Genomic DNA, 23858 nt, shown 5'->3' with positions numbered 1-23858 from the left:
CGGAGGGCTGGGCGCTCACGGGCGGCCTCCCTTGCCGAATTCATCCACCTGGATGTGCGGGGCGTCCGGCATCGGGCCAGTGCGCCAGGCGCGCAGCTGGTAGACGTAGGACAGGACCTGGGCGACGGCCGAATACAGTCTCACGGGGATTTCCTTTCCGAGTTGGCCTTCCCGATACAAGGCGCGTGCCAAAGGCGGGGCAGAGACGATCGCCACCTTGTTGCCGTCGGCCACCTCACGGATGCGCAGGGCGGTCTCGTCCACGCCCAGCGCGACCACGGTGGGGGCGTTCATGGCGCCGCCCTCGTACTTCAGGGCCACCGCGTAGTGGGTGGGGTTGACCACCACCACGTCGGCGGTGGGTACCGCTTCCATCATCCGGCGGTTGGCCATCTGCTGCTGCAGCTGGCGGATGCGGCCCTTCACCTCGGGGCTGCCCTCGCTCTCCTTCATTTCCCGGCGCAGCTCTTCACGGGTCATCTTCAGCTTGCGCATCCAGTTCCAGCGCTGATACGGCGCATCGATGGCGGCCAGCACCAGCATCGCGCCGGCGGTGGCCAGCAGCAGGCGCAGGGTGAAGCCGAGGCCGTCGGTGATGGCCGTCTCCAGCGGGTGGTGGATCAGCCCGCGCAGGGTGTCAAAGCCGGTCCAGACCACCAGCCCGGCGGCGACGCCGACGAAGGCCACGCGCAGCAGCGATTTGGTGAACTCGGCAATCGCCTCGGGCCCATACAGGCGCTTGAGCCCGCTCATCGGGTTCATGCGGTTGATGTCGGGCAGCAGCGCCTTCTGCGACCAGCGCAGGCCGCCCATCACCAGCGGGGCGACGAAGCTGGCCAGCAGGCAGACCAGCACCAGCGGTGCGATCACCAGCATGAACTGCAGCAGCAGGTCGCCGAAGTGGCCGAACAGTTCCTTGGGGTTCTGCCGCAGGCTCTGTTCCGGGCTGAGCGCCTGCTTCATCCAGGCACTGGCGCCACGGCCGATCGAGCCGCTCATGGCCATCACCGCCAGCACGCCGGCGCCGAACACGGCGGCGGTGCCGAGTTCGCGCGAGCGCGGCAGGTTGCCCTGTTCACGGGCATCGCGCAGGCGTTTTTCGGTGGGTTGTTCGGTCTTTTCGCCGGCGGATTCGTTCTCGGACATCACGGGCACTGCGGCAGGGGTTGCCGGGGTGCGTGCAAGAACCGTTCCACGCATGGCGTGGATCTACCGAGGGCCCGTTCTGTAGAGCCGAGCCCACGCTCGGCTACGGTTGGGGCCAGGCGCGAAGCACAGCCGGGCATGAGCTCGGCTCTACAGGAGAGTGCCGCAGGAATCGTTCCGTGATGGCGGGCGCGCGTGGCCCGGTGTCAGCCGGGCGGGTATTGCGGCGGCGGGCTCTGCGCCAGTTCCACCCGCGGCCGTGGCAGGTCGTGCAGCTGCATGAAGCGTGCCGCGTCGACCGGGCGGCCGAGCAGGTACCCCTGCAGGAAGTCGCAGCCCAGGCGCTCCAGGTAGGCGCGCTGCGCGGCGGTCTCCACGCCCTCGGCGACGATGTCCATGTCCAGCGCGTGGCCCAGCGCCACGATCGCCGAGACGATCACCACGTCCTCGGCACTGTGCTCCAGGTCGCGCACGAAGGCGTGGTCGATCTTGATCTCGGTGGCCGGCAGCCGCTTCAGGTACAGCAGGCTGGAATAGCCGGTCCCGAAATCATCGATGGAGATGCCCACGCCCAGCGCCGACAGCGCCTGCAGCAGGCGCAGGCTGGTGTCGGTGTCGCGCATCACCGTGCTTTCGGTGATCTCCAGCACCAGGTGGCGCGCGGGAATGCGATGGCGCTCGATCACCTCGCGCACGTCGCGCAGCAGGTGGGGCGAGCCGAACTGCACTGGCGACAGGTTCACCGATATCGACCAGCCTTCGTGGCCCGCATCGTGCCAGTGGCGCAGCTGGCGGCAGGCCTGGTCCAGCGCCCAGCGGCCGATCTCGTTGATCGCGCCGCTGCGCTCGGCCAGCCGGATGAAACGGTCCGGCGGAATCAGCCCATGCTCCGGATGCTTCCAGCGGATCAGCGCCTCGGCACCCGCCACCTTCTGCGTGGCCACGCGGATCTTGGGCTGGTAGTGCAGGAACAACTGCTCGCTGCCAATGGCCCGGCGCAGGTCGGCCAGCAGCCGGAACTGCTGTTCGGCACTGTCGTTCATCCAGTCGGCGAAGAGCACGAAGGCGTTGCGACCGGACTCCTTGGCCTGGTACATCGCCGCGTCGGCGAAGGCCATCAACTGGCGCTCGCTGGCGGCGTGGTCCGGGCAGATCGCCACGCCGATGCTGGCGGTCACCTGCAGTTCGTTGTCCTGCAGCAGCGGACCGCTGCCCACCGCCTGCAGGATGCGCCGGGCCAGGGTCGGCAGGTCTTCGTCGTGCTCGATGCGCACCACCAGCACGAACTCGTCGCCGCCCAGGCGGGCCAGCATGTCGTTGGGCCGCAGCAGCTGCCGGGTACGCTCGGCCACCGCCACCAGCAGCGCGTCGCCGGCCTGATGACCGTAGGCATCATTGACCTGCTTGAAGCCATCCAGGTCCATGAACATCACCGCAAAGCGGTTGCCGCCCTGTTCGGCTTCGGCCAGCGCCTGCACGATGCGCCGCTGCAGCAGCAGGCGGTTGGGCAGGCGGGTCAGTGGATCGTGCAGCGCGGCCTGGGTCAGTTCCTGCTGGGCATCGGTCAACGAGGTGCTCAGCATCGAGTTGCGCAGCCGCAGCAGCTGCGCCTCCACCCGCTGGTCCAGCCATGAAACCACCAGCACTACCGCCAGGATCGCGACCGTCAGCACCACCACCAGCATCGCCAGCCACTCGCTCTGCAGGCCATCGCCGACCGCCGCGCCGCAGATGCTGCCTTCCGGGAAACGCGCGGCGGCCATGCCGGTGTAGTGCATGCCGACGATGGCCAGGCCGAGCAGGCCCGCGGCTGCCAACCGGTCACCGACGCGGGTGCGCTGCGCGCGCAGGCGGAACGCCACGTACAGCGCGGTCCACGACGCGGCCACCGCCACCACCAGGGAGAGCAGCAGCCAGCCCGGGTCGTAGTCGATTCCCGGCTGCATGCGCATCGCCGCCATGCCGACGTAGTGCATGCCGGCAATGCCGGTGCCCATCAGCAGAGCACCACCGGCCAATCGCGGATGGGGCAGGGTGCGCAGCGAAACCAGCCACAGTGCGAACACCGACGAGGCGATCGCCAGCGCCAGCGAGAGCAGGGTGATGGGCAGGTCGTAGCCCAGTGGAATGGGCAGGTCGAAGGCCAGCATGCCGATGAAGTGCATCGACCAGATGCCCAGGCCCATGGCAAAGCCGCCGCCCAGGCGCCACCACCAGGCCGCGCCCTTGCCGGGGGCGGTGACCGTGCGTCCGGCCATCGCCAGCGCCGTGTACGACGCCATCACGGCAACCAGCAGTGAGATCGCCACCAGCCACGGGTTGTACGTGCCTACCAGCATTCGTCAGTCTCCCGGACCTGCCTGTCGACGGAAACTACGGTGGGGCATGCATGAGGCAGGCCGACGCGGACGGGCGCCGGCCAGGTGCGGCATCCCCCCGGTTGCCGCGCATTCACTCTAACGCGCAGACCGGGGGGGACTTCAAGCGGCAATTCGTGATGACCGGGTCAGTGTGTGACCGCGTCCGCAGCCTGGAAGGCGGCGTCGAACAGTCGCTGCACCGGCGGCCCCATTTCCCCGGCCAGCAGGGCCAGCAGGAACAGGCCCAGCAGCAGCGAGACCGGCAGGCCCAGCTGGATCGGGTTCAATGCCGGGGCGGCACGCGCCAGCACGCCGAAGGCCAGGTTCACCGCCAGCATCGCCACGGTCAGCGGAATGGCCAGGCTCAGCGCGCCGCGCAGCACGGTCAGCAGGAAGGTGGGGGCGATGCTGAAGAAGGCATGCGGGTCCGGCAGCGGGGCGCCAATCGGCAGCGCGCGATAGCTGTCCACCAGCAGCGAGATCAACGCCAGGTGGCCGTTGGCGGTGAAGAACAGCAGGCCGAACAGCAGGTAGAACCACTGTCCGATCACGCCGGAGGTTCCTCCGCGCAGTGGATCGCTCATCTGCGCGAAGGCCAGGCCGGTGCCCTGTGCGATCAGTTCGCCGGCCATCGCGCCGGCTTCGAACACCAGCCGCAGCATGAAGCCGATGGATACGCCGATGGCCAGTTCACGGGCAATGGTCAGCACCGTAGCCGCGTCGAAGCCGGTCCAGTCCGGTACCGGCGGCAGCAGCGGGGCCAGTGCGATGGCCAGGGTGCCGGCCAGCACCACGCGCACCCGCGATGGCACCGCACGCGTGCCGACCATGGGCATGGCCATGGCCACTGCGCCGATGCGCAGCATGGTCCACAGCACCGTGCCGATCATGCCGAAGGCCTGCAGGCCGTCGGCCGCCATCTGTGTCGCGGCGTCCATCGAAGCGCGTGCCCTAGCCGATCAGGTGTGGAATGCGCTGGAACAGCAGCGTGGTGAATTCAACCAGGTGGCCGATCAGCAGGCTGCCCAGCGCGAACAGCACCGCGGTCAGCGCTGCCGCTTTGGCGACGAAGGCAATGGTCGGTTCATTGAGCTGGGTCGCGGCCTGCACCACGCCCACCACCACGCCCACCACCAGCACGGTGAGCAGCAGCGGTCCGGCCACCCACAGCACGGTGATCAGGCCGCCACGCAGTTCGGTCAAGGCAAGTTCGGGAGACATTCGGGTTCCATCTGCTTGTGCAGCGTCGAGCCATGCTCGACGGCGCTTTGTGGGGGATATCAGGCCGGATTGAAGCTGGCCGCCAACGTGCCCACGGTCAGCACCCAGCCATCGACCAGCACGAACAGCAGGATCTTGAACGGCGCCGACACCAGCATCGGCGAGAGCATCATCATGCCCATCGACATCAGCACGCTGGCCACAACCAGATCGATGATCACGAACGGGATGAAGATCAGGAAGCCGATCTCGAAGGCGGTCTTCAGTTCGCTGGTGACGAACGAGGCGACCAGCACCGGGAACGGGATCGCGTCGGGGCTGGCGTAGGTGCCATGCCCGGCGATTCCGGCGAAGGTCATCAGGTCGGTCTCGCGGATCTGCGCCAGCATGAACCCGCGCAGCGGCTGCGTGGTCAGCGTCCAGGCGGTCTGGAAGTCGATGTCGCCGTTGAGGTAGGGCGCCATGCCCGCGCTCCACGCCTTGTCCCAGGTCGGCATCATCACCATCGCGGTGAGGAACAGGGCCAGGCCCAGCAGCACCTGGTTGGACGGCGTCTGGCCGGTACCCAGCGCCTGGCGCAGCAGGCCCAGCACGATGATGATGCGGGTGAACGAGGTCAGCACCAGCAGCATCGACGGGATCAGGGTGATCGCCGTCATCAGCAGCAGGGTCTGCAGCGGCAGGCTGACCGGCTGGCCGCCGATCTTGCCGACATTGACGTCCGGCAGCGGGGTGGCCGGGGCACCGGGCGCGGCGAACGCCAGCGCCGGCAACAGGCACAGGGCAAGCAACAGCAGCCACGGCATCAGGGTGGCAAGACGGGTACGGGTGACACGCATGTCAGGGATCCTTGCGCAGCCGCTGCTGCAGCAGCTGGGCGAAATTCGGCAGGTTCTTGAAGTCCGGCACGCGCACCGGTGCCGGCGGCGGCAGCGGTTCGGGCAGGGCATGCAGGGTGTTGATGCCGCCGGCGGTGACGCCCAGCAGCAGTTGCTGGCCATTGACCTCCACCACTACCACCCGCTCCTTGGCGCCGACGCTGAGGCTGGCCACCAGCTTCATGCCTTCGGCCGGGCGGAAGCCGCTGCCGGGCATGCGCTTGAGCAGCCAGCCCAGGCCGATCACCAGCGCCAGCACCGCCAGCAGCGCCAGCACCGCGCCGAACAGGCTGGGCGCGGCCGCCGCATGCTGGCCGACCTGCGGACCGATCGGCGCGGCGGTCTTGCCGACCGCCAGCAGGGTGGAGGCCAGCAGGCTCAACGCAGTCTCCGGATCCGCTCGCTCGGGCTGACCACGTCGGTCAGGCGCACGCCGAAGCGGTCGTTGATCACCACCACTTCGCCGTGTGCGATCAGGGTGCCGTTGACGAACACGTCCAGCGATTCGCCGGCGCCGCGCTCCAGTTCCACCACCGAGCCCTGGTTGAGCTGCAGCAGGTTGCGGATCGGCAGGCGGGCACGACCGACCTCCAGCGACAGGGTCACCGGCACGTCGAGGATCACGTCCAGGTTCAGGTCCGGACCGTTGGCCTCGTCGGCCTGCAGGCTGCTGAACTGGGCCGGGGTCGGTTCGAGGGCGTCGATATCGTTCATTGCGGGTCTTCCTGGATGACGGGTACGCGCGGGCGGGTGCCCGGCGGATGGGTAGCGGTGATCTTCACGGCGTTCATGCCGTTGGCGATGCCGAACTCGCCGGTGAACACCGGAATGTTCTCCACGCACAGCGGCACCTGCGGGCTCAGCTCGATCGGCAGGATGTCGCCGACCTTCAGCTGGGTCAGGTCGCGCAGGGTCATGCGCTTGCTGGCCAGTACGCTGGACAGGGTGACTTCGGCGATGTTGAGCTGCTCGCGCAGGGTCTTGCCCCAGCTCTCGTCGCGGTCGTTGCGGTCGCTCTGGATGCCGGCATCGAGCAGTTCGCGGATCGGTTCCAGCATCGAATAGGGCAGGGTGACGTGGATGTCACCGCCGCCGCCGTCGAGCTCGACGTGCAGGCGGCACACCACCACGTATTCGCGCGGGGTCACGATGTTGGCGAAATGCGGGTTGATCTCCGAGTTGATGTACTCGAAGTCGACGTCCATCACCGGTGCCCACGCTTCGCGCAGATCGGCGAAGGTCTGCTTCAGCAGCAGGTGGATCACCCGCATTTCGGTGGCGGTGAACTCGCGGCCCTCGATGCGGGTGGGGTAGCGCCCGTCGCCGCCGAAGAAGTTGTCGACGATGGCGAACACCAGGGTCGGCTCGAACACGATCAGGCCGGTACCGCGCAGCGGCTTGAAGCGGATCAGGTTCAGGTTGGTCGGCACATACAGCGAGTGCATGTAGTCGTTGAACTTGATCAGTTCGATGCCGCGCACCGACAGCTCGGCCGAGCGCCGGATCAGGTTGAACAGGCCGATCCGCCACAGGCGCGCGAAGCGCTCGTGGACCATTTCCAGGGTCGGCATGCGACCACGGATGATGCGGTCCTGGCTGGCGAAGTCGTACGAGCGCGCTTCGCCTGACGGGGGTTCCGCATCGGTCTCGACCGCGCCACTGTCCACGCCGTGGAGCAGGGCATCGATCTCGTCCTGGGACAGCAGATCATTCATCGGTGGGCCCTTACTGGGTCACGAAGCTGGTGAACAGCAGATCGTCGGCGCCGTTGCTGCCGGTCTCGGCCTTGAGCACTTTCTGCACCTCGGCCAGCGACGCGGCCTGCAGCTTCTGCTTGCCGGCGACATCGGCGATCTGGTCCGGGCTGACCTGCGAGAACAGCATCAGCAGGCGCGCGCGGATGGCCGGGGCATGGGTCTTGATCGCTTCCAGTGCGGCCGGGTCGCGGGTCATCAGCTGGACCTCCAGCTGCAGGTAGCGCGGGCCGTCGACCGGGCCATTGAGGTTGACCACGAACGCCGGGTCCAGCGCGAAGTACTGCGCCGGGGCCGGGGTCGCGCTCTTCTTCGGCGCCTGCGCGGTCTTCTCTTCGTGCTTGGACTGGGTGAAGAACCACACGCCGCCACCAGCGGCAGCGGCAGCCAGTACGGCCACCAGTGCGGTGATCAGGATCGGACTGCGCGGCTTGGCGGCCTTGTCCTTCTCGGCGGTCTTCTTGGTTTTGTCAGCGGCTGCGGCCACGGGGTGAAGCTCCTGAGGGTTGCTTCACCGGGATATGCAAGGGGTGTGCCGAAGGCGGGGCAGTGGGGTGCGACGGAATTCCGTCGGAGGCGCGGACGGGAGGGTGCCGATCCTCGCTGGCGCTAGTGCAGGGTGCCCGGGCGGGTGCCAACCGCCCAGCGCTGGTGGGTGCCAACCTTGGTCGGCACGCCTGTCAGGCGTAGGCGTCCAGCAAGCCGCGCTGGCGGATCAACTGTGCGGCCGACACGCTGGTGTCGCCCGGCGTCGGTTCTCCGTCGCGGGTGAGGCCGCTGCCACCGGGCTGGCCCGACGCATTGCCGTCACCGCCCGGTGCCTGGTGGCCGACGTCGGCGTGGGCCAGCTGGAAGCCCTGTTCGCCCAGCAGCTCGCGCAGCCGCGGAAGGCTGCTTTCCAGTGCCTGCCGCACGTCCACGTGCGGGCTGCTGAAGCTGGCATGCACCTTGTCGCCGTTCAACTGCAGGCGCACGTCGACCGGGCCCAGGTCGTCCGGGCTCAGGCGGATGTGGGCGTGGCCGATCTTCTGGTCGGCCAGCCAGCCCAGGCGTGCGCCGATGGCCTGATCGAAGCCCTCGTCACCGAGCACGGGCTTGGGCGTCGGTTCGCCATTGAAGATCGCGGTGCCGGTGGCGAGTGCGGCCTTCAGGTCCTGCACGGCGGCCGCTGGCGGTGCGTGCAGCAGCGGCGCACTGGCGCGGTCGCCAACGGCGGCCACGTCGCTGCCTTCGGCGCGCTCGCTGCGCTTGCCGGGCAGGATCATCTCCGGCAGGGGCAGTGCGGTGGCGTCGTCAGCGTTGGTGGGCGCCGGTTTGCCGTCGGCCGCCACTGGCGCTGCGCTTGCCGCTGCCGGCGCGGCTGCAGGCAGTGCCGTGTTCGCGGCAGGGGGAGCGGGCAGCGCGCTACCGTCGCTGGCCAGCGATGGCGCAGCGGTGGTCGGCAGGGCGGCGGCCGGATCCACGGGCGTCGGCATCGCCAGCACCAGGCCGGCCAGGCCGAGCGGTGGCCACGGGGCGTCCTCGGTTGCGGCAGGCTTGTCCTTGTCGGTGCCGGCTCCAGCCGGGGTCACGGCAACGGGCGGCAGCGGCGACGTTTCAGCGGTTGCCGCTTCGCCGTCTGCGTTGCGTTCGCCCGGTGCCTGGCCATGGCTGTCGGCGGTCGATGGCTGGCTGGGTGTGGATGGCGTCGGCGTCGGCGTCGGCGTCGTGGCGCCGCCAGCAGGCGCGGGTGACGAGGGTGCGCCACCCTGCAGCAGTTGGCTGAAGTCCTTGCCGCCTTCGCTGCGCGGGGCACGCGCAGCGCTGTTGCTGGCGGCTGGCGTGGCGGCGTTGGCGCTGCTGGCGAGCGGAGCGGGCATCACGGGCGGCCTCCCTGCTCGGTGCCGTCCTGGTCTTCGGCCTGCACCAGGCGCGCACGCCGCGCACCGATATCGTCCATCTCGCGCTGGTCGCGGCGGTCGGTCACCACCTTTTCCTGCGCGCGGTAGCTGGCGGCCAGCTGCTCCAGCACCGCCTTGTCACGGCTGGCCAGGATCAGGCGCGCGCGCTCGGCCTCCACCTTTTCGCGGTTGCCGTTGACCGTGGCCTGCTGCTGCTCGACCGCGCTGTCCAGGCGATCAAGGAAGGCGCGGCGGTTCAGCAGCTGTGCCGGGCTGGTCGCTGCCATCTGGGCGTTGGCGTACTCCTCGGCATAGCGGCGCAGTTCGTCCAGGCGCGACAGATGGGTGTCGAGCACGCGCTGGCGTTCGGCCAGGTCGCGGGCGACCGCGTCCTCGTGTTCCTGGGCCCGCTTGAGCAGGGGATCGATGCGCTTGGACTGGTTCATGGCTTAACTCTCTTGTTCCACCAGGCGCTGCAGCGCCGCCTGGCTGTGCGGGAGATCTGCGGCCTTGGCAACGTCCTGGCCGAGGAACTCCATGATTTCCGGCCAGCGTTCCAGGGCTTCGTCGGTGGCCGCGTCGTTGCCGCGCTGGTAGGCACCGATCGCGATCAGGTCCCGGTTGGCCGAGTAGGCCGAGACCAGTCGCTTCAGCTTGCGGATGCGCAGGCGCCACGGCTCGTCGGCGATTTCCGTGACCACGCGGCTGACCGACGATTCGACGTCGATGGCCGGGTACAGGCCGCTGTCGGCCACGCGGCGCGAAAGCAGGATGTGGCCATCGAGGATCGCGCGCGCGGCGTCGGCGATCGGGTCCTGCGGATCATCGCCTTCGGTCAGTACGGTGTAGAACGCGGTGATCGAGCCGCGGCCCTTTGCACCGTTGCCGGCGCGCTCGACCAGCGCCGGCAGCTTGGCGAACACCGACGGCGGGTAGCCGCGGGTGGTCGGCGGTTCGCCAACCGACAGCCCGATCTCGCGCTGCGCCTGCGCAAAGCGGGTCAGCGAGTCCATCAGCAGCAGCACGTTCAGGCCCTGGTCGCGGAACCACTCGGCGATGGCGGTGGCACGGTAGGCACCGTGCAGGCGCGCCAATGGTGGCCGGTCGGCAGGGCTGGCCACCACCACCGCGCGGCGCAGGCCTTCCTCGCCCAGCGTGGTCTCGACGAAGTCGCGAACTTCGCGGCCACGTTCACCGATCAGGCCGACCACGATCACATCGGCGGCGGTGTAGCGGGTCATCATGCCCAGCAGCGTCGACTTGCCGACGCCGGAGCCGGCGAACAGGCCGACGCGCTGGCCGCGGCCGATCGGCAGCAGCGCGTTGATCGCGCGCACGCCCACGTCCAGCGGTTGGGTGATCGGTTCACGCGCCAGCGGGTTGATCGACACGCCGGCCATGCCGACGTGGCCTTCGGCGCGGATCGGGCCCTTGCCGTCCAGCGGCACGCCGTCGCTGTCGATGACGCGGCCGAGCAGGCCTTCACCCACTTCCACGCCGCCACGTCGCGCCGACGGCACCACCCGCGCATTGGGCAGCAGGCCGTGCAGTTCGGCGCTGGGCATCAGGTAGGTGCGTTCGCCGGCGAAGCCGACCACTTCGGCATCGACCCAGCCGCCATCGACCACTTCCACCTTGCAGCTGGCGCCCAGCGGCGCCTCGCAGCCGACCGCTTCCAGGGTCAGGCCGACCGCGCGGCGCAGCACGCCCTCGCGGATCAGCCCACGGCCATGCGCGGTATCCACGCGCAGGCCATCCAGGCGCCGGGCCAGGCGCAGGTTGCGGGCCACGGCCCAGTCGGCCGGCGGCGGCGTCGTTTGCGGTGCAGCGCTCATGCCGTCGCTCCGGTCTGGCGGATCACCGCATCCAGCGCACCGCGCAGGCGGGCCTCCAGGGTGCCGTCGATGCGCACCGCTTCGGCGTGTACGCGCAGGTCGCCACGGCTGAGGCTGGTATCCGGTACCAGGCGCTGCGCCGGCGACAGGTTCAGCAACGGGGCGAGCGCGGCGATGTCATCCGGATGCAGCCGCACTTCCACCTCGCGCGTGCTGCCGCCCACGGCGTCGATCGCTTCGCCGACCAGCTGCGCCAGCAGTGCCGGCTCCGCCTCGTAGGCGCGGCCGACCAGTGCCCCGGCGATGCGCACCGCCAGTTCGCCAAGGGCGCCGACCACTTCGTTCTCCAGCCGCACCAGCGGCCGGCTGAAGTTGTCGAGGATGCCTTCGATCTGCGCGGCGAGGCGACGCACCTCGGCCTGGCCCTGGCCGTAGCCTTCGGCATGGCCCTGATCGAATCCTTCCTTCTCGGCGCTGTCCTGGATCGCCTGGATTTCCTCCAGCGTCGGCAGCTGCAGCGGCGGCTCCGGTTCGTGTTCCGGGTCCGGCTCGGTGAGTTCGAACGTGTCCTCCTGCTCCAGCACCGGTTCGGGCTGGGCCAGCAGGTCCGGGGCAAGCCAACGCACGACGTTGCTCACAGCATGGCCTCCGCGCTGCCGCCGATGGTGACGGTGCCTTCATCGGCCATGCGCTTGACGATGGCCAGGATCTCGCGCTGCGCGCCTTCCACGTCGGACAGGCGCACCGGTCCGCGGGCCTCCATGTCTTCCAGCAGGATCTCGGCCGCGCGCTGCGACATGTTGCGGGTGATCTTGTCGCGCACCTTGATGTCGGCGCCGCGCAGGGCCAGGCCCAGGCGCTCGCCGCTGACTTCGCGCAGCACCAGCTGCATCTCGCGGTCGTCCAGGTCGACCAGATCGTCGAAGACGAACATCAGGTCCTGGATGCGGTTGCTCAGCGGCGCATCGATGCGCGCGATCTCGCCCAGGATGGCCTGGTCCTGGCCGCTGTCCATGAAGTTCAGGATGTTGGCCGCGCACTGCACGCCACCGATGTTCGACGACTTCAGGTTCTGGTTGCCGGCGAACTGGCGCTCCATGATCTCGTTGAGTTCATTGAGCGCGTTCGGCGGGATGCCGTCGAGGGTGGCGATGCGCAGCAGCACGTCCACGCGGGTGCGATCGGGCAGCAGCTTCAGCGCGTCGGCGGCCTGGTCGGTTTCCAGGTGCGCCATCACGATGGCGATGATCTGCGGATGCTCGTTGCGCACCAGGTCGGCCACCGCGCGCGGGTCCATCCACTTCAGCGCGTCCAGGCCGGTGGTGTTGCGGCCCAGCAGGATGCGGTCGATCAGGTTGCCGGCCTTCTCGCTGCCCAGCGCCTGCACCAGCATGTTGCGGATGTAGTCGTCCGAGCCCACGCCCAGCGAGGTCTTCGAGCCCAGCTCCTGGCCGAACTGGTCCATCACCCGTTCCACCTGCTCGCGGGTGATGTCGGTCATCGTGGCCATGGCGATGCCGATCTTCTGCACTTCCTTGGGTTCCATGTGGCGCAGCACTTCGGCCGCGTCCAGCTCACCCAGCGAAAGCAGCAGTACGGCGGCGCGCTGCACGCCGGTCAGGGCTGCCTCAGTCATTGGCCACCCAACCCTTGACCACCTGGGCCACGCGCTTGGAGTCGGTCTTCACGGCTTCACGCGCCATCCGCAGTCGTTCCTCATAAGAATCCACCGGCAAGGCCAGTGCGTCCGGCCCGGCCAGGCTGGCCCGGTCGGCGCCCAGCGCCGGCAGCGGGGTGCCATCGTCATCGACCAGCTGCACGTCTGCGGTGTGCGGCTCCAGTGCCTGCGGGTCGTCCTTCCTGTTCTGGCCGGTGATCGCGCGCAGCGCCGGGCGCAGTACGCCGAACAGCAGCGCCAGCACCACCACCGCGCCCAGCAGCATGCGGCCGGCATCGTGCACCCACGGCAGCTCCCACCACGCCGGGCCTTCCTCAGGCGTGGTCTCGCGCACGAACGGGGCATTCATCACCGACACGGTGTCGCCACGCTCGGCGTTGAAGCCGACGGCCTGCTTGACCAGCGCTTCGACGCGGGTCAGTTCGGCAGCCGACAGCGGCTGCGGGCTCATCTTGCCGTTGGCACCGGCACGCGGCACGTTGTCCACCAGCACCGCCACCGAGACGCGCTTGATGCGACCGGCCGGCTGGCGGGTGTGCTGCAGGGTGCGGTCCAGCTCGTAGTTGCGGGTGGCGTTCTTGCTGCTTTCGGTCGGGGCCTGCGCGGTGGCCGGTGCGGCCTGCTGGCCCGGCGGGCTGTTGCTGGTCGCGCCGGGCACGCCCTGCGGGCCCGGGGTGCTGGTGGTGTTCTCGCTCATCTGCTCGCTGCGCAGCTTCTGCGGTTCACCGTTGTAGAGCTCACGGGCTTCCTCGGTCACCGAGAAATCCATGTCCACGCTCACTTCCGGATTGACCCGGCCGGGGCCGGTCATCGGTTCCAGCAGCTCGCGGATGCGCTGGTTGAACGAGGTTTCCTGGCGGCGCACCTGCTCGAACTGGGCGGCGTTGACCGCCGCTTCGCTGTTCGGGTCGGTGATGCTGAGCATGCGCCCGCTCTGGTCGACCACGGTCACTCGTTCCGGCGCGAGGTCGGGAATGCTGGCCGCGACCATGTGCACGATGGCGTCCACCTGGCTGCGTTCCAGCTGCTGGCCGCCGCGCAGTTCCAGGGTGACCGAGGCGCTGGCCACGTCACGCTGGCGGGTGAACGCGCTGGGCTTGGGAATGGCCAGGTGCACGCGTGAATCACGCACCGGGCGCAGCGTGTTGATGGTGCGCGACAGCTCGGTTTCCAGTGCGTGCTGGTAACGCGCACTTTCCACGAACTGGCTGACGCCGAAGCCGGGATCGCGCTCCATCAGCTCGAAGCCGAGCTTGCCGCTGTCGGTCAGGCCGGAGCCGGCCAGCTTCAGGCGAGCGTCGTGCAGGTTCTTTTCCGGCACGGTGATGCCACCGGTGGCCGGGTCGAGCGCGAACGGAATCTGCGCGGCGCGCAGCAGGTCGGTCGCTTCCGCCGTCGCCTTCTGGTCCAGGCCGGTGTACAGCGGGACCATGCCCGGCTTCTGCGACCAGAAGAACACGGACAGGCCTGCCGCCACCGCCACCGCGATCATTGCCATCAGGCCCAGCCGACGGGTGATCTGCAGGCTCTGCAGGCGGTCGAACCACTGCCCGGCCTTCTCGGCGTTCAGGCTGTCCTTGGAGAGCGTCAGTGCCATGCGTCTCTATTCCTTACAGCGGCATGTTCATCACGTCCTGGTAAGCCTGGACGAGACGGTTGCGGACTTCCACGGTGGCGCGGAAGGCGATCTGGGACTGCTGCGAAGCGACCATCACCTTGGCCAGGTCGGCGCTGGGGTCGCCCATTTCGAAGGCCTTGGCGAGGGCGCCGGACTTCTGCTGCGCATCGTTGACGCCGGCAATCGCACCACGCAGGGTTTCGGTGAAGCTGGCCGGCTGCACCTGCGGCGCGTCCAGCACCGTGCCCGGCAGGGCATTGCTGCGCGGCGTTTCGCCCAGCGGGTTGAGCGCCGGCTGTCCCATCTGGGTCTGATAGGAGCGGATCTGCGAAAGGATCGAAGTGACGGAGTGGGACATCTGCAACGGTTCCAGAAACAGGGATGGGGTTGTCTGCTAGAGCCAGTGCAAGTGCCGTGCCGAAACCGGTTTTCGATTCAGTGACGTGAGGAGGTTGGATGTGCGTGCGGGGTTGCACCCCGCGCCCCGCGGTGGTGCCGGCCGCTGGCCGGCAACCTCAACGGCAACGGCCGAAGCCGGAGCAACAGCAGAAGCGGGTCTACTGAGGGATGGCGGGGTGGGTCCGGTTACGGGGACGCCGTAAACCCGTCCTTGGGGGCTTGGCCGCGGCATCCATGCCGCGGGCACCCCGCAACCGGACCCACCCGCCTTCGACAGGTGGCCGCGATCTGTTGGAACCTGCTACTGATGGTGGGTGGCGACCGTTGGTTGGCACGGGGTCGGATCCCGTTGCAACGCAACGGGCTCTGACCCCATTGGCGGCGTCATTTAACCGGCGTCGGTTTTCTGGCCTGGGGCAGCAGGGTGCAGCGGCCGGAATTCTGGCGCTGGCGCGGTGCGATGGGGCCCGCGTGCTGGGTGTCGACGAAACGGCCCTGGCGATGGCTCTGGCCGGTCAACAGCAAGGTGTAGGGGGCGGGGCGCTGGTTGCGGCAGCTGCGGCCGATGTGGCTATCGGTGCTCGGAACGTCCGGGGCCAGATCCGTTTCCTGCGCAAAGGGATCTGACCCCGGGCACTACAAACACCAACGCCCGGGCAAGCCCAGGCGTTCGTGCCCCCTTCATGCCGGTAGCGCGGTTCAGCCGGCCAGCTCGGCCTGCTCGCGCTCGATGCCGTACTTGCGCAGCTTTTCCACCAGGGTGGTGCGACGCAGGCCAAGCAGTTGGGCGGCGTGGGCGACCACGCCCTGGGTGCGTTCCAGTGCTTCGTTGATCAGGCCCAGTTCGATGTTGGCCATGTGGTTGCGCAGGTCCAGGCCATCGTCGGGCAGTGCCGCCGGCGCCGCCGGGCGATTGACGGCGATACCGTGTTCCAGCGCCGGCTGGTTGCCGCTGCCCGGGGTGTGGAACGAGAAGCTGCGCAGGTCCAGGCGGTCTTCGCTGGCCACCGGCGCTGCCGGTGCCGGTGCGGCCACCGCGGCCAGTGCGGCGTCGCCACGATAGCGGGCCGGCAGGTCCTGCACGCGCACCGAGCCACCCGGATGCAGCACCGCCAGGCGCTCGACCAGGTTGGTCAGCTCGCGCACGTTGCCCGGCCATTCGTAGCTGGACAGCGCCTGCAGCGCTTCGGGAGTGAAGCGCACTTCGCCACGGCCGGTGCGGGCCAGCTGCGCGGCGATGGTTTCCACCAGCGCCGGCAGGTCCTCGCGGCGCTCGCGCAGCGCGGGCACTTCGATCGGGAACACGTTGAGGCGGTAGAACAGATCCTCGCGGAACTTGCCCTCGGCGATGCGGGTCTCCAGGTCGCGGTGGGTCGCGGCCACCACGCGCACGTTGCAGCGGATGGTCTGGTTGCCACCGACGCGCTCGAAGCTGCGTTCCTGCAGCACGCGCAGCAGCTTCACCTGCATCGGCAGGCTCATGTCGCCGATTTCGTCGAGCAGCAGGGTGCCGCCCTCGGCCATTTCGAAACGGCCCTTGCGCGCGGTCAGTGCGCCAGTGAAGGCACCCTTTTCGTGGCCGAACAGTTCGCTTTCCAGCAGGTCGGCCGGAATGGCGCCGCAGTTGATTGCCACGAACGGGCCATCGCGGCGCGGCGAGCGCTGGTGGATCGCGCGTGACACCACTTCCTTGCCGGTACCGGATTCACCCAGCACCAGCACGGTGGTATCGAACGCGGCGACCTGTTCGATCATGGTGCGCAGCGCGGTCACTGCCGGGCCGTTGCCGGTCGGCCCCTGGTCCTGCGCGGCACCGGCCTGGTGCTCGGCGTCCAGGCGCTTGAGGCTGGCACGGCGCAGCAGGGCCTCCATCTGCGCATGGCGCAGCGGCGTTTCCAGCGGCCAGATGTTGGCTTCGTGCAGGCCGTGCTGCTGGGCAAAGGCAGCGGCATCACCGTCGGCCAGCAGCACCGGCGGCGGCAGGCTGCTGCCGCCCAGCCAGTGGTACAGCGCGGTACTGGCAGCGCTGTCGTCCAGGCTGCCGACGATCACCGCCATCCAGTCGTTCTGGCGCTGGCGGCCCAGGTCGAAGTCGGCTGCGTCGGACACCCAGCGCGGGTTGAAGTCCATGAATTCCAGCAGGGCAACGGTGCGCTCCGCGCGCACGGCGTCGTTGTCCAGCACCAGGATGCGCGATTCGCTCACGACTGTTCCTCCCTGAGGCCTTCCAGGATCGGCATGACTTCCTGGATGTAGGACAGCTTGCTGACAAAGTTGTCGGCGCCGGCGCGCAGCGCGTGTTCGCGGTGCTCGGCGTCGTCGAAGTGGCTGGCGATCACGATGTACGGCGCATCGTCCTGCGACTTGATCAGGCGGGTGGCCTGCAGGCCGCCCATTTCCGGCATGGCCAGATCCATCAGCACCACCTGCGGGCGCAGCGTTTCCGAGCGCTCGATCGCTTCCAGGCCGTTGCCGGCGCTGCCGACGATCTGCAGCCAGTCGATCTTGCGGAAATGGCGCATCGCCGCGTTGATGAAGCCCTCGTGGTCATCGACCAGCAGGACCGTGAGCTTGTTCATGTCCAACATCCTTTTCAGCCCACCCGGGCCAGCTGGGGTTGCCTGGCGCTGAGCCGGCGCCGTTCGCGGGCCGGGGCGATATCCAGTTGTTCTCGGTATTTTGCGACGGTTCGGCGGGCAATGTTCACCCCCTGGCGCGACAGCAGGCCGGCAATGGCCTCATCGGCCAGCGGGCGGCCGGCCGGTTCGGCGTCGATCAGGCGGCGGACCATGGCCTTCACCGCCTGGCCGGAGACGCTGGCGCCCTCCAGGCGCACGGCGAAGAAGTGCTTCAGTTCGAAGGTGCCGCGCGGGGTCTGCAGGAACTTGCCGGTGGTGATGCGCGAGACGGTGGACTCGTGCATGCCGATTTCCTCGGCCACTTCCTTCAGGGTCAACGGCGCCATGGCCTCTTCGCCGCGCACCAGGAAGGCGGCCTGGCGCTCGACGATCACCCGCGCCGTGCGCAGCAGGGTGTCGTAGCGCATCGACAGGCCACGGCTGAACCAGCGCGCCTCCTGCAGCATCTCGCGCAGCGCCGGGGCGGCGTCGCTGGTTTCGGCCAGCACCTGTTCGTACTGGCTGTTGATCGACACGCGGCGGCTGGTGGCCGGGTTCAGGGCGACCTTCCACTGCCCGTCGGCGTGCCAAGCGACGACGTCCGGCACCACCACCGCGTTGCGTTCGGGCAGCAGGCTGTCGCCCGGGCGCGGCTGCAGCGAGAGGATCAGGCGCACGGCCTCGCGGACGTCGTCGATCTCGGCATCGTGCAGGCGGGCGAGGGCGGGGTAGTCGTGCGCGGCCAGCGCTTCGAGCGCGCCATCGAGAATGCGGGCGGCCAGGTGGCGGGCCGGCACGACGCCGTGCAGGCTGCGCAGTTGCGCCTGCAGGCCTTCGCGCAGGTCCTGGGCGGCCATGCCGGCGGGCTCGCCATGCAGCAGCTGCTGGCGGATGGCTTCCACCCCGTCGGCAGCGATGTCGAACTGGGCACTGGCCAGCAGCTGCAGCTGTGCCAGCGGCGCCTGCAGGTAGCCTGCCTCATCGCACTGGTCCAGCCAGAAGGCGGCGACCGCCAACTGGCGATCATCCATGTCCAGCGACAGGCGCTGCAGCACGCGCAGCTGCGGGTCGGTCGACTCGCCGGCGGCGATGCGCGCCATGCGGTCGTCGTCGCCGTCCTGCCAGCTGGCACCGGCCACGTCCCACATCGACGGCTCGGGCAGCTCGTCAAAGGCGGCGGTATCGATCGTGGAAGTGCTGGCTTCGGTGGCGTCGGCAGCAGGGGCCTCGGCCTCTTCGATCTCCAGCAGCGGATTGGAGTCCAGCAGGCGCTGGATTTCCTGCTCCAGGTGCAGGCCATCGAGCTGCAGCAGCCGGATCGACTGCAGCAGTTGCGGGGTGAGGTGGAGTTGCTGGCCCAGCTGGGTCGAGAGTGCAGCCTTCATCGTGGTTCCCCGGCACCGCTCCCCGGCGCCTTGTGGAACGCATCTTGCTTTTCATCCGGCGAGGACGGAATCGGGGGGTTCCTGATGCATTTCGTGGAACTCCCGACAGGGTGTAGGGGGATTCCCTACACCGGCGCGGGAAATTGACGAAATGCGCCGCCAAGTCATTGATTCGTCGTGGCGAGGCCGGTGGGCGCGCGGCGGCCGGGGTACGGATTCCTGTCAGGGAATGTCGGGGTGACGGGATTTCGTCGCCGATGCAGGGTGTCGCAGGGTCAGGTCCTTTTCCACGGGAAAGGGCGCTGACCCCGGGACCGGCGCTTACTCGAGCTCGTGCTGATGGCGCGCGGCCAGCAGCAGCAGGTCATTGGCGCGGCGGCAGCCCAGCGACTCCATCATCCGCGCGCGATGGGTTTCCACCGTCTTGACGCTGATGCCGAGATCGGCGGCGATTTCCTTGTTGCTCTCGCCCTTGCCGATGCGGCGCAGGATCTCGCGCTGGCGCGGTGAGAGCGCGGCGATGCCGGTGGGTTTCTCGCGGCCCAGCATCGGCGCCAGCATCTTGGCCGAGATCTGCGGGCTCAGGAACACCTGGCCGGCGTGCGCGGCGCGCAGTGCCAGTTCCAGTTCCTGCGGTGCGGCGTCCTTCACCACGAACCCGACCGCGCCACGATCCAACGCATCGCGCACGTGGGCAGCATCGTCGTGCATGGTCATCATCACCACCCGGGTACCGGGAGCACGCAGGCGGATGTCGCTGAGCGCTTCCAGGCCGGTGCGGCCCGGCAGCGAGAGGTCCATCAGCACCACGTCCGGTGCGTGCTGCAGGGACAGCTGCAGTGCCTGTTCGGCGTTGCTGGCCTCGGCGACGAGCTGCACGTCGGCAAACCCCTGCAGCAGCCGCGCCAGGCCGGCGCGGACAAGGGTGTGATCGTCGACGATGAGAACTCGCACAGGCACGCAGCAGATCCGTGTAGGGGCATCCACCTTAACTTAGCTGAACGGGCGCGCCAAGGGTCGGCCGTGCAGCGCCAAGGGGACGGGTTTCAGCGTGCGCGGCGTGCCTCGGCCACCTGGCGGCGGTGCAGGCGGAACAGGTGCCGCTCCATCGCCATCTCCAGGCCATCGCCCAAGCGCTGGAAGCGCAGCCACAGGAAGTGCCCGCCGCTACCGTCGGCGGCTTCCGCGACGACCTCCACCGGCAGGTCGATGTGGTCGGGCAGCCAGTCGCTGGGCTGCAGGCGCACCACCCCGGCCTGGCCGGGGCTGGCACCGCTGCGCGGACCCAGCTGCAGGCGGATGCCGCGCCGCGACCAGCGCACCGGGCGCAGCGTCAGTTCCTGGCCCTGCTGGCGTACCAGCCGGCCAAGCAGCACCATCGCCAGGTCCAGCTTGGCTTCCAGCCGCTGCAGCTGCAGGCTGGCTTCGTTGCGTTCGTCGTGCTCGTCGACGCGGCTGTCCTCAACCAGTGCCAGGCTGCGCAGCAGGCCTTCGGCACTGCTGGTGCGGCCGGCTGCGCTGCCTGCCTGGAACTCGGCCGGCAGCGCCAGTTCGCAGCTGAGCGTTTCGTCGAACAGCTCGCTTTCGGCCGGATGGTGCAGCGACGTGGTCGGCAACTGGGTCATGCCAGCGATTCTGCCTGCAGGTAGGCATGCGCGGCGCGAAGGGAGCGCTGGCCATCGTTCATCTGCGCGGCTACGGCGTCGCGGCGCTGGCGCAGCAGGCCCAGCAGGCTCTGCTGGCGCTCGAACAGGGCGCTCAGCGGCGCGTGGTCGGCCGCGGTCAGCGGCTGGCTGAGCAGGGCGTGCAGGGTGCTGTCGTGGCCGTCGAGCAGGCTGTCGGCCCGGTCGAGCGCATCATCGCCCAGCGCCTTCTCGAAGGCATCCAGCTGCGCATGCAGCGCGTGCAGGCTCATGGTGCCACCGCGGCGGGGCGGCGCTGTTCGTGCGGGATCGCGTTCCAGGCGCTGTCGATCTCGCCCAGCAGCTGCAGCGATTCATCCAGCGCGGCGCGGTCGTTGTGCAGGTTGGCTTCGGTCAGGCGCTGCAGCACGTAGTCGTACAGTGCCGACAGGTTGCCGGCGATCTCGCCGCCGGCCTCGTGGTCCAGCGAGCCGTTGAGGTGGCCGACGATCGCGCAGACTTCGCCGATCGCCTTGCCCTTGCCGGCCTGGTCACCGCGTTCAAGGCTGGCCAGGGCGCGGCGCACGCGCTCCAGCGCGCCGGCCAGCAGCATCGCCACCAGCTTGTGCGGATCGGCATCGGCGACCGCACTGGTCACCCCCACCTGGCGGTACTGCTCGGCATATTGACGGCTGGAACCGTACATTCGTGATTCTCCTTGCGCGGGGTGCCGTCGGGTGATCGCGGGGACCGGTGCCGACGGCGCGGCGATGATTGCTGTTGCGTCCGTTATCGGTGCATGGCGCGGCAAACTTGAGTGCCTCGCACGTTCCGTCAGCGGTTCAACTGGGCCAGCTGCTGCTGCAGCGCGGTGTTGCTCTGCTGCAGCTTGCCCATCAGGCTGTCCAGCGCCAGGAACTGCTTCTTGTAGCGCTCTTCCACGCTCTTCATGCGCGTGTCGAGGTCCTTGCGGCGCTTGTCGATGTTGTCCAGCGTGGTGTTCAGGCCCTTGGTGCGGGCAACGAAGGCGCCTTCCTTGCCGACCGTGGTGCTCACATAACCGTCAACCAGCGTGTACAGCTTGCCGGCGCCGCCGGTATCACCGGTGATCGCCTGGCGCATCTTCTCCGGCTGGCTGGCCAGGGCGGCGGCGAACTTGGTGGTGTCCAGGATCAGCGTGCCGTCAGCGTTGGGGTAGCCGCGGGTGTCCAGGCCGATCGCCTTGGCATCGAGCTTGTCACCGGCCAGGTCCTTGAGCACGCTCGACATCACCGAGCGCAGCTGGCTGGTGGCGCCGCGCATCTGCGCATCGCCGGTCAGCGTGGACGCTTCCTTGGTCTTGGCGTCGTACTTGGTTTCGGTGTTGATGGCCGCCAGTGCGGCGTTGTACGCGGTGACGAACTCCTGCATCACCTTGGTCGCCGCAGCAGTGTCGGTGCTGATGGTCACCGTGCTGGTGCCCGGCATCTTCAGGTTCAGGGTCAGGCCCGGGACCGCATCGGCCACCGTATTGCTGGCGCTGACGACCTTGACGCCATCGATGGTCAGCTCGGCATCGGCGGCGGCGGTGTTCTGCTTCAGGCTGTTGACCAGGCCGCCCAGTTTGGCATCGCTGCCGGCGTATTCGAGCTTGATCGCGTTGGCGGCACCGGTCTTCTCCTGGGCGATCGACAGGTACTGGTTGTCGCCGGAACTGATCAGGGTGGCCTGCACGCCTTCCTTGCGGCCGGCCGCGTCGATCTTGTTGCGGATGGTGGTCAGCGTGTCGCCCTCCTCCACCTCCACGTTCATGGTCTTGGCGTTGTCGCCCACGCCGACGGTCAGCGTCAAGGTTCCGGCAGCAAACGTGTCGGTCTTGGGTACCGAAGTGTCGGCGATCAGCTTGTGCGCGGTGGCCAGCGAGGTGACGTTGACCACGTGCGTGCCGTTGGAGGCCGCCGCCTTGGTGGTGCCGACGTCATACAGCGCGACCGAGGCCGTCAGGATCTCGTCGGTGCCCTTGTCGCCGCCCTTGCTGGCGGTCACCGTGCGCGTGTCGAACGCGGTGCTGGCCTTCAGCGCGGTCAGCGCCGTCTTCAGCTTGTCGAAGGCCGCGGTGACGGTGCCGATCGACGACAGCTGCATCTTGGCCTTGGACTGCTGCAGGTTCAGCGCATTGTCGGCGGGCTTGCGGTCAGCTGCGACCAGCTGGTTGACGATGCTGGAAATGTCCAGTCCCGAGCCGATGCCACCGTATCCAAAGTCTGCCACGTCGTTTCTCCTGGTATCCGGGCCTGGCCGCTGTGCGGTGGCCCGTCGTCAACGAAAATAGCGGCCTGCGCCGCTGGGTCTTGAGGACTTCGTTGATGCACGTGCCGTGCCAATGCTCTGGCGCAGGTTCTGGCACGCGGGTTGCAGGAGGTCTGGGGCAGGGTGCGGGTGGGTTCACCGCGGGCTGCCGGGGGTCTGCAAAAAACCCTCCCCCAATGCAGGGGAGGGATCAGGCTACTGACAATCGGGGGGAGACGAAGCCGCCCGGTACGTACAGTCAAAGGTACAGCGCTGAAAGAGAGGTCCGCAGGAGCGGGCGATGCCAAGCCGGTTCGGGAGTGATCCCGGGCCGGGCATGGCCCGCGCCTTCGTGCATCGTGGCTTCCCGGTTGCCGCTACCGTCGGTTCGATCCGACGGTAGCGGCGCCTTCTTGCCGTGGATCAGCGCAGCAGGCTGAGCACGCCCTGCGGCACCTGGTTGGCCTGGGCCAGCATGGCCGTACCGGCCTGCTGCAGGATCTGGGTGCGGGTCAGTTCGGCGGTTTCCTTGGCGAAGTCGGTGTCCTTGATGCGGCTGCGCGACGCCGACAGGTTTTCCGACGAGGTCTGCAGGTTGGCCACCACCGAGGTGAAGCGGTTCTGGATCGCACCGAGGTCGGCGCGGGTGCTGTTGATCGCACCCAGGGCCTTGTCGACCACTTCCAGGGCCTGCTGGGCGCCGAGCACGGTGCTCACGTCCAGCTTCTGCACGTTGGCCGCCGTATCGGCGCCAGCGGTGTAGGCGCCTGCCGCAGCCGCGGTGCCCCAGGTCTTGGCGGTCGCGTCGTAGTCGCTGCGCATCAGCGCGATGTCGGCAGCGGCAACGGCCTTGCCTTCCTTCACCGAGCTCAGCTTCAGCGTGCCGTCGGCATTGGCTTCGGCGTAGATGCCGGCCTCGCCGATCTTGGCGTTGATGGCGGTGGCGACGGCCTTGGAGGCATCGGCCGTGGTGGCGCCGGCCTTTACTTCAACCGTGCCGATGTCCACGCCCATCACGGTGCCGGAGAAGCGGGCACCGTCGGTGCTGGCAGCCAGGGCAGCCGTCGCGCCGGTGGCGAAGGTCGAGGTGCCCAGCGAGCCGGCCTTGGCATCGATGGTCTTGTCGATGGCGATGGCCTGGCCGGCGTTGGCGCCGACCTGGAACAGCTGGCTGGAGAACGAGCCGTCCAGCAGCT

Annotated in this window: 25 protein-coding genes; all 25 read right to left on the bottom strand. The window is 68.6% G+C overall.

The genetic code is table 11. The features are described 5' to 3' along the window. Positions 1-15: 15 nt before the first annotated feature. Positions 16-1146 carry a flagellar biosynthesis protein FlhB gene (gene flhB / locus BLS66_RS15955; RefSeq protein ID WP_049404619.1) on the bottom strand — a complete coding sequence of 377 codons (1131 nt, stop codon included), beginning with the start codon at positions 1144-1146 and terminating at the stop codon, positions 16-18. 206 nt (positions 1147-1352) lie between these two features. After that, positions 1353-3485 carry a putative bifunctional diguanylate cyclase/phosphodiesterase gene (locus BLS66_RS15950; RefSeq protein ID WP_057494245.1) on the bottom strand — a complete coding sequence of 711 codons (2133 nt, stop codon included), beginning with the start codon at positions 3483-3485 and terminating at the stop codon, positions 1353-1355. 167 nt (positions 3486-3652) lie between these two features. After that, on the bottom strand, positions 3653-4444 hold the full coding sequence (gene fliR / locus BLS66_RS15945; RefSeq protein WP_046430450.1) for a flagellar biosynthetic protein FliR: 792 nt from the start codon (positions 4442-4444) through the stop codon (positions 3653-3655). 13 nt (positions 4445-4457) lie between these two features. Further along, entirely contained in the window at positions 4458-4727 is a 270-nt protein-coding gene (locus BLS66_RS15940; RefSeq protein ID WP_005413254.1) for a flagellar biosynthetic protein FliQ, read from the bottom strand. A 59-nt stretch (positions 4728-4786) separates the two neighbouring features. Beyond that, entirely contained in the window at positions 4787-5566 is a 780-nt protein-coding gene (fliP, locus tag BLS66_RS15935; RefSeq protein WP_049466148.1) for a flagellar type III secretion system pore protein FliP, read from the bottom strand. A 1-nt stretch (position 5567) separates the two neighbouring features. Next, a complete protein-coding gene (gene fliO / locus BLS66_RS15930; protein ID WP_053495137.1) occupies positions 5568-5987 on the bottom strand; it encodes a flagellar biosynthetic protein FliO in 420 nt (139 codons plus the stop codon). Continuing rightward, positions 5984-6319: a flagellar motor switch protein FliN gene (fliN, locus tag BLS66_RS15925; RefSeq protein ID WP_005409543.1), complete on the bottom strand. Its 336-nt coding sequence runs from the start codon at positions 6317-6319 to the stop codon at positions 5984-5986. The genes fliO and fliN overlap by 4 nt, the downstream gene beginning before the upstream one ends. After that, positions 6316-7320: a flagellar motor switch protein FliM gene (fliM, locus tag BLS66_RS15920; RefSeq protein ID WP_014647040.1), complete on the bottom strand. Its 1005-nt coding sequence runs from the start codon at positions 7318-7320 to the stop codon at positions 6316-6318. Before fliM ends, fliN begins: the two co-directional genes overlap by 4 nt. Before the next feature lie 10 nt (positions 7321-7330). Further along, on the bottom strand, positions 7331-7846 hold the full coding sequence (locus BLS66_RS15915; RefSeq protein WP_005416435.1) for a flagellar basal body-associated FliL family protein: 516 nt from the start codon (positions 7844-7846) through the stop codon (positions 7331-7333). 193 nt (positions 7847-8039) lie between these two features. Continuing rightward, entirely contained in the window at positions 8040-9218 is a 1179-nt protein-coding gene (locus BLS66_RS15910; RefSeq protein WP_074726301.1) for a flagellar hook-length control protein FliK, read from the bottom strand. Beyond that, positions 9218-9685 (bottom strand): flagellar export protein FliJ, encoded by a 468-nt coding sequence (fliJ, locus tag BLS66_RS15905; RefSeq protein WP_021203862.1) that lies wholly within the window; start codon positions 9683-9685, stop codon positions 9218-9220. Before fliJ ends, BLS66_RS15910 begins: the two co-directional genes overlap by 1 nt. A 3-nt stretch (positions 9686-9688) precedes the next feature. Then, entirely contained in the window at positions 9689-11074 is a 1386-nt protein-coding gene (locus BLS66_RS15900; protein WP_014647044.1) for a FliI/YscN family ATPase, read from the bottom strand. Continuing rightward, positions 11071-11712, bottom strand: coding sequence for a FliH/SctL family protein (locus BLS66_RS15895; protein WP_049466157.1), 642 nt, complete (start codon positions 11710-11712; stop codon positions 11071-11073). Before BLS66_RS15895 ends, BLS66_RS15900 begins: the two co-directional genes overlap by 4 nt. After that, complete coding sequence (gene fliG / locus BLS66_RS15890) at positions 11709-12695, bottom strand: flagellar motor switch protein FliG (RefSeq protein WP_024958226.1); 987 nt, start codon at positions 12693-12695, stop codon at positions 11709-11711. Before fliG ends, BLS66_RS15895 begins: the two co-directional genes overlap by 4 nt. Before the next feature lie 7 nt (positions 12696-12702). Next, a complete protein-coding gene (gene fliF / locus BLS66_RS15885) occupies positions 12703-14349 on the bottom strand; it encodes a flagellar basal-body MS-ring/collar protein FliF (protein WP_049466159.1) in 1647 nt (548 codons plus the stop codon). Between the two features lie 13 nt (positions 14350-14362). Further along, positions 14363-14728: a flagellar hook-basal body complex protein FliE gene (gene fliE, locus BLS66_RS15880; RefSeq protein ID WP_014037113.1), complete on the bottom strand. Its 366-nt coding sequence runs from the start codon at positions 14726-14728 to the stop codon at positions 14363-14365. Positions 14729-15468: 740 nt separating this feature from the next. Then, complete coding sequence (locus BLS66_RS15875; protein WP_053462827.1) at positions 15469-16974, bottom strand: sigma-54 dependent transcriptional regulator; 1506 nt, start codon at positions 16972-16974, stop codon at positions 15469-15471. Beyond that, entirely contained in the window at positions 16971-17348 is a 378-nt protein-coding gene (locus BLS66_RS15870; protein WP_005409556.1) for a response regulator, read from the bottom strand. The genes BLS66_RS15875 and BLS66_RS15870 overlap by 4 nt, the downstream gene beginning before the upstream one ends. A 14-nt stretch (positions 17349-17362) precedes the next feature. Then, positions 17363-18772, bottom strand: a complete 1410-nt coding sequence (gene rpoN, locus BLS66_RS15865) for an RNA polymerase factor sigma-54 (RefSeq protein WP_049466166.1) — start codon at positions 18770-18772, stop codon at positions 17363-17365. A 321-nt stretch (positions 18773-19093) separates the two neighbouring features. After that, the gene (locus BLS66_RS15860; RefSeq protein ID WP_032959406.1) at positions 19094-19726 is read right to left on the bottom strand and encodes a response regulator; all 633 of its coding nucleotides are present in this window, start codon (positions 19724-19726) and stop codon (positions 19094-19096) included. A 92-nt stretch (positions 19727-19818) separates the two neighbouring features. Then, positions 19819-20397, bottom strand: coding sequence for a PilZ domain-containing protein (locus BLS66_RS15855; protein WP_049466167.1), 579 nt, complete (start codon positions 20395-20397; stop codon positions 19819-19821). Beyond that, on the bottom strand, positions 20394-20687 hold the full coding sequence (locus tag BLS66_RS15850; RefSeq protein WP_049466169.1) for a hypothetical protein: 294 nt from the start codon (positions 20685-20687) through the stop codon (positions 20394-20396). The genes BLS66_RS15855 and BLS66_RS15850 overlap by 4 nt, the downstream gene beginning before the upstream one ends. After that, positions 20684-21100 (bottom strand): flagellar export chaperone FliS, encoded by a 417-nt coding sequence (gene fliS, locus BLS66_RS15845; protein WP_005416447.1) that lies wholly within the window; start codon positions 21098-21100, stop codon positions 20684-20686. Before fliS ends, BLS66_RS15850 begins: the two co-directional genes overlap by 4 nt. A gap of 128 nt (positions 21101-21228) precedes the next feature. Further along, positions 21229-22644, bottom strand: a complete 1416-nt coding sequence (gene fliD / locus BLS66_RS15840; RefSeq protein ID WP_074726300.1) for a flagellar filament capping protein FliD — start codon at positions 22642-22644, stop codon at positions 21229-21231. Between the two features lie 441 nt (positions 22645-23085). Continuing rightward, positions 23086-23858: flagellin (locus tag BLS66_RS15835; protein ID WP_074726299.1), on the bottom strand; the 773-nt coding region annotated here is incomplete at its 5' end.

It is taken from the genome of Stenotrophomonas pavanii, assembly GCF_900101175.1.
Taxonomy (GTDB): domain Bacteria; phylum Pseudomonadota; class Gammaproteobacteria; order Xanthomonadales; family Xanthomonadaceae; genus Stenotrophomonas; species Stenotrophomonas pavanii.
This window is presented reverse-complemented; position numbering and strand designations above follow the sequence as displayed.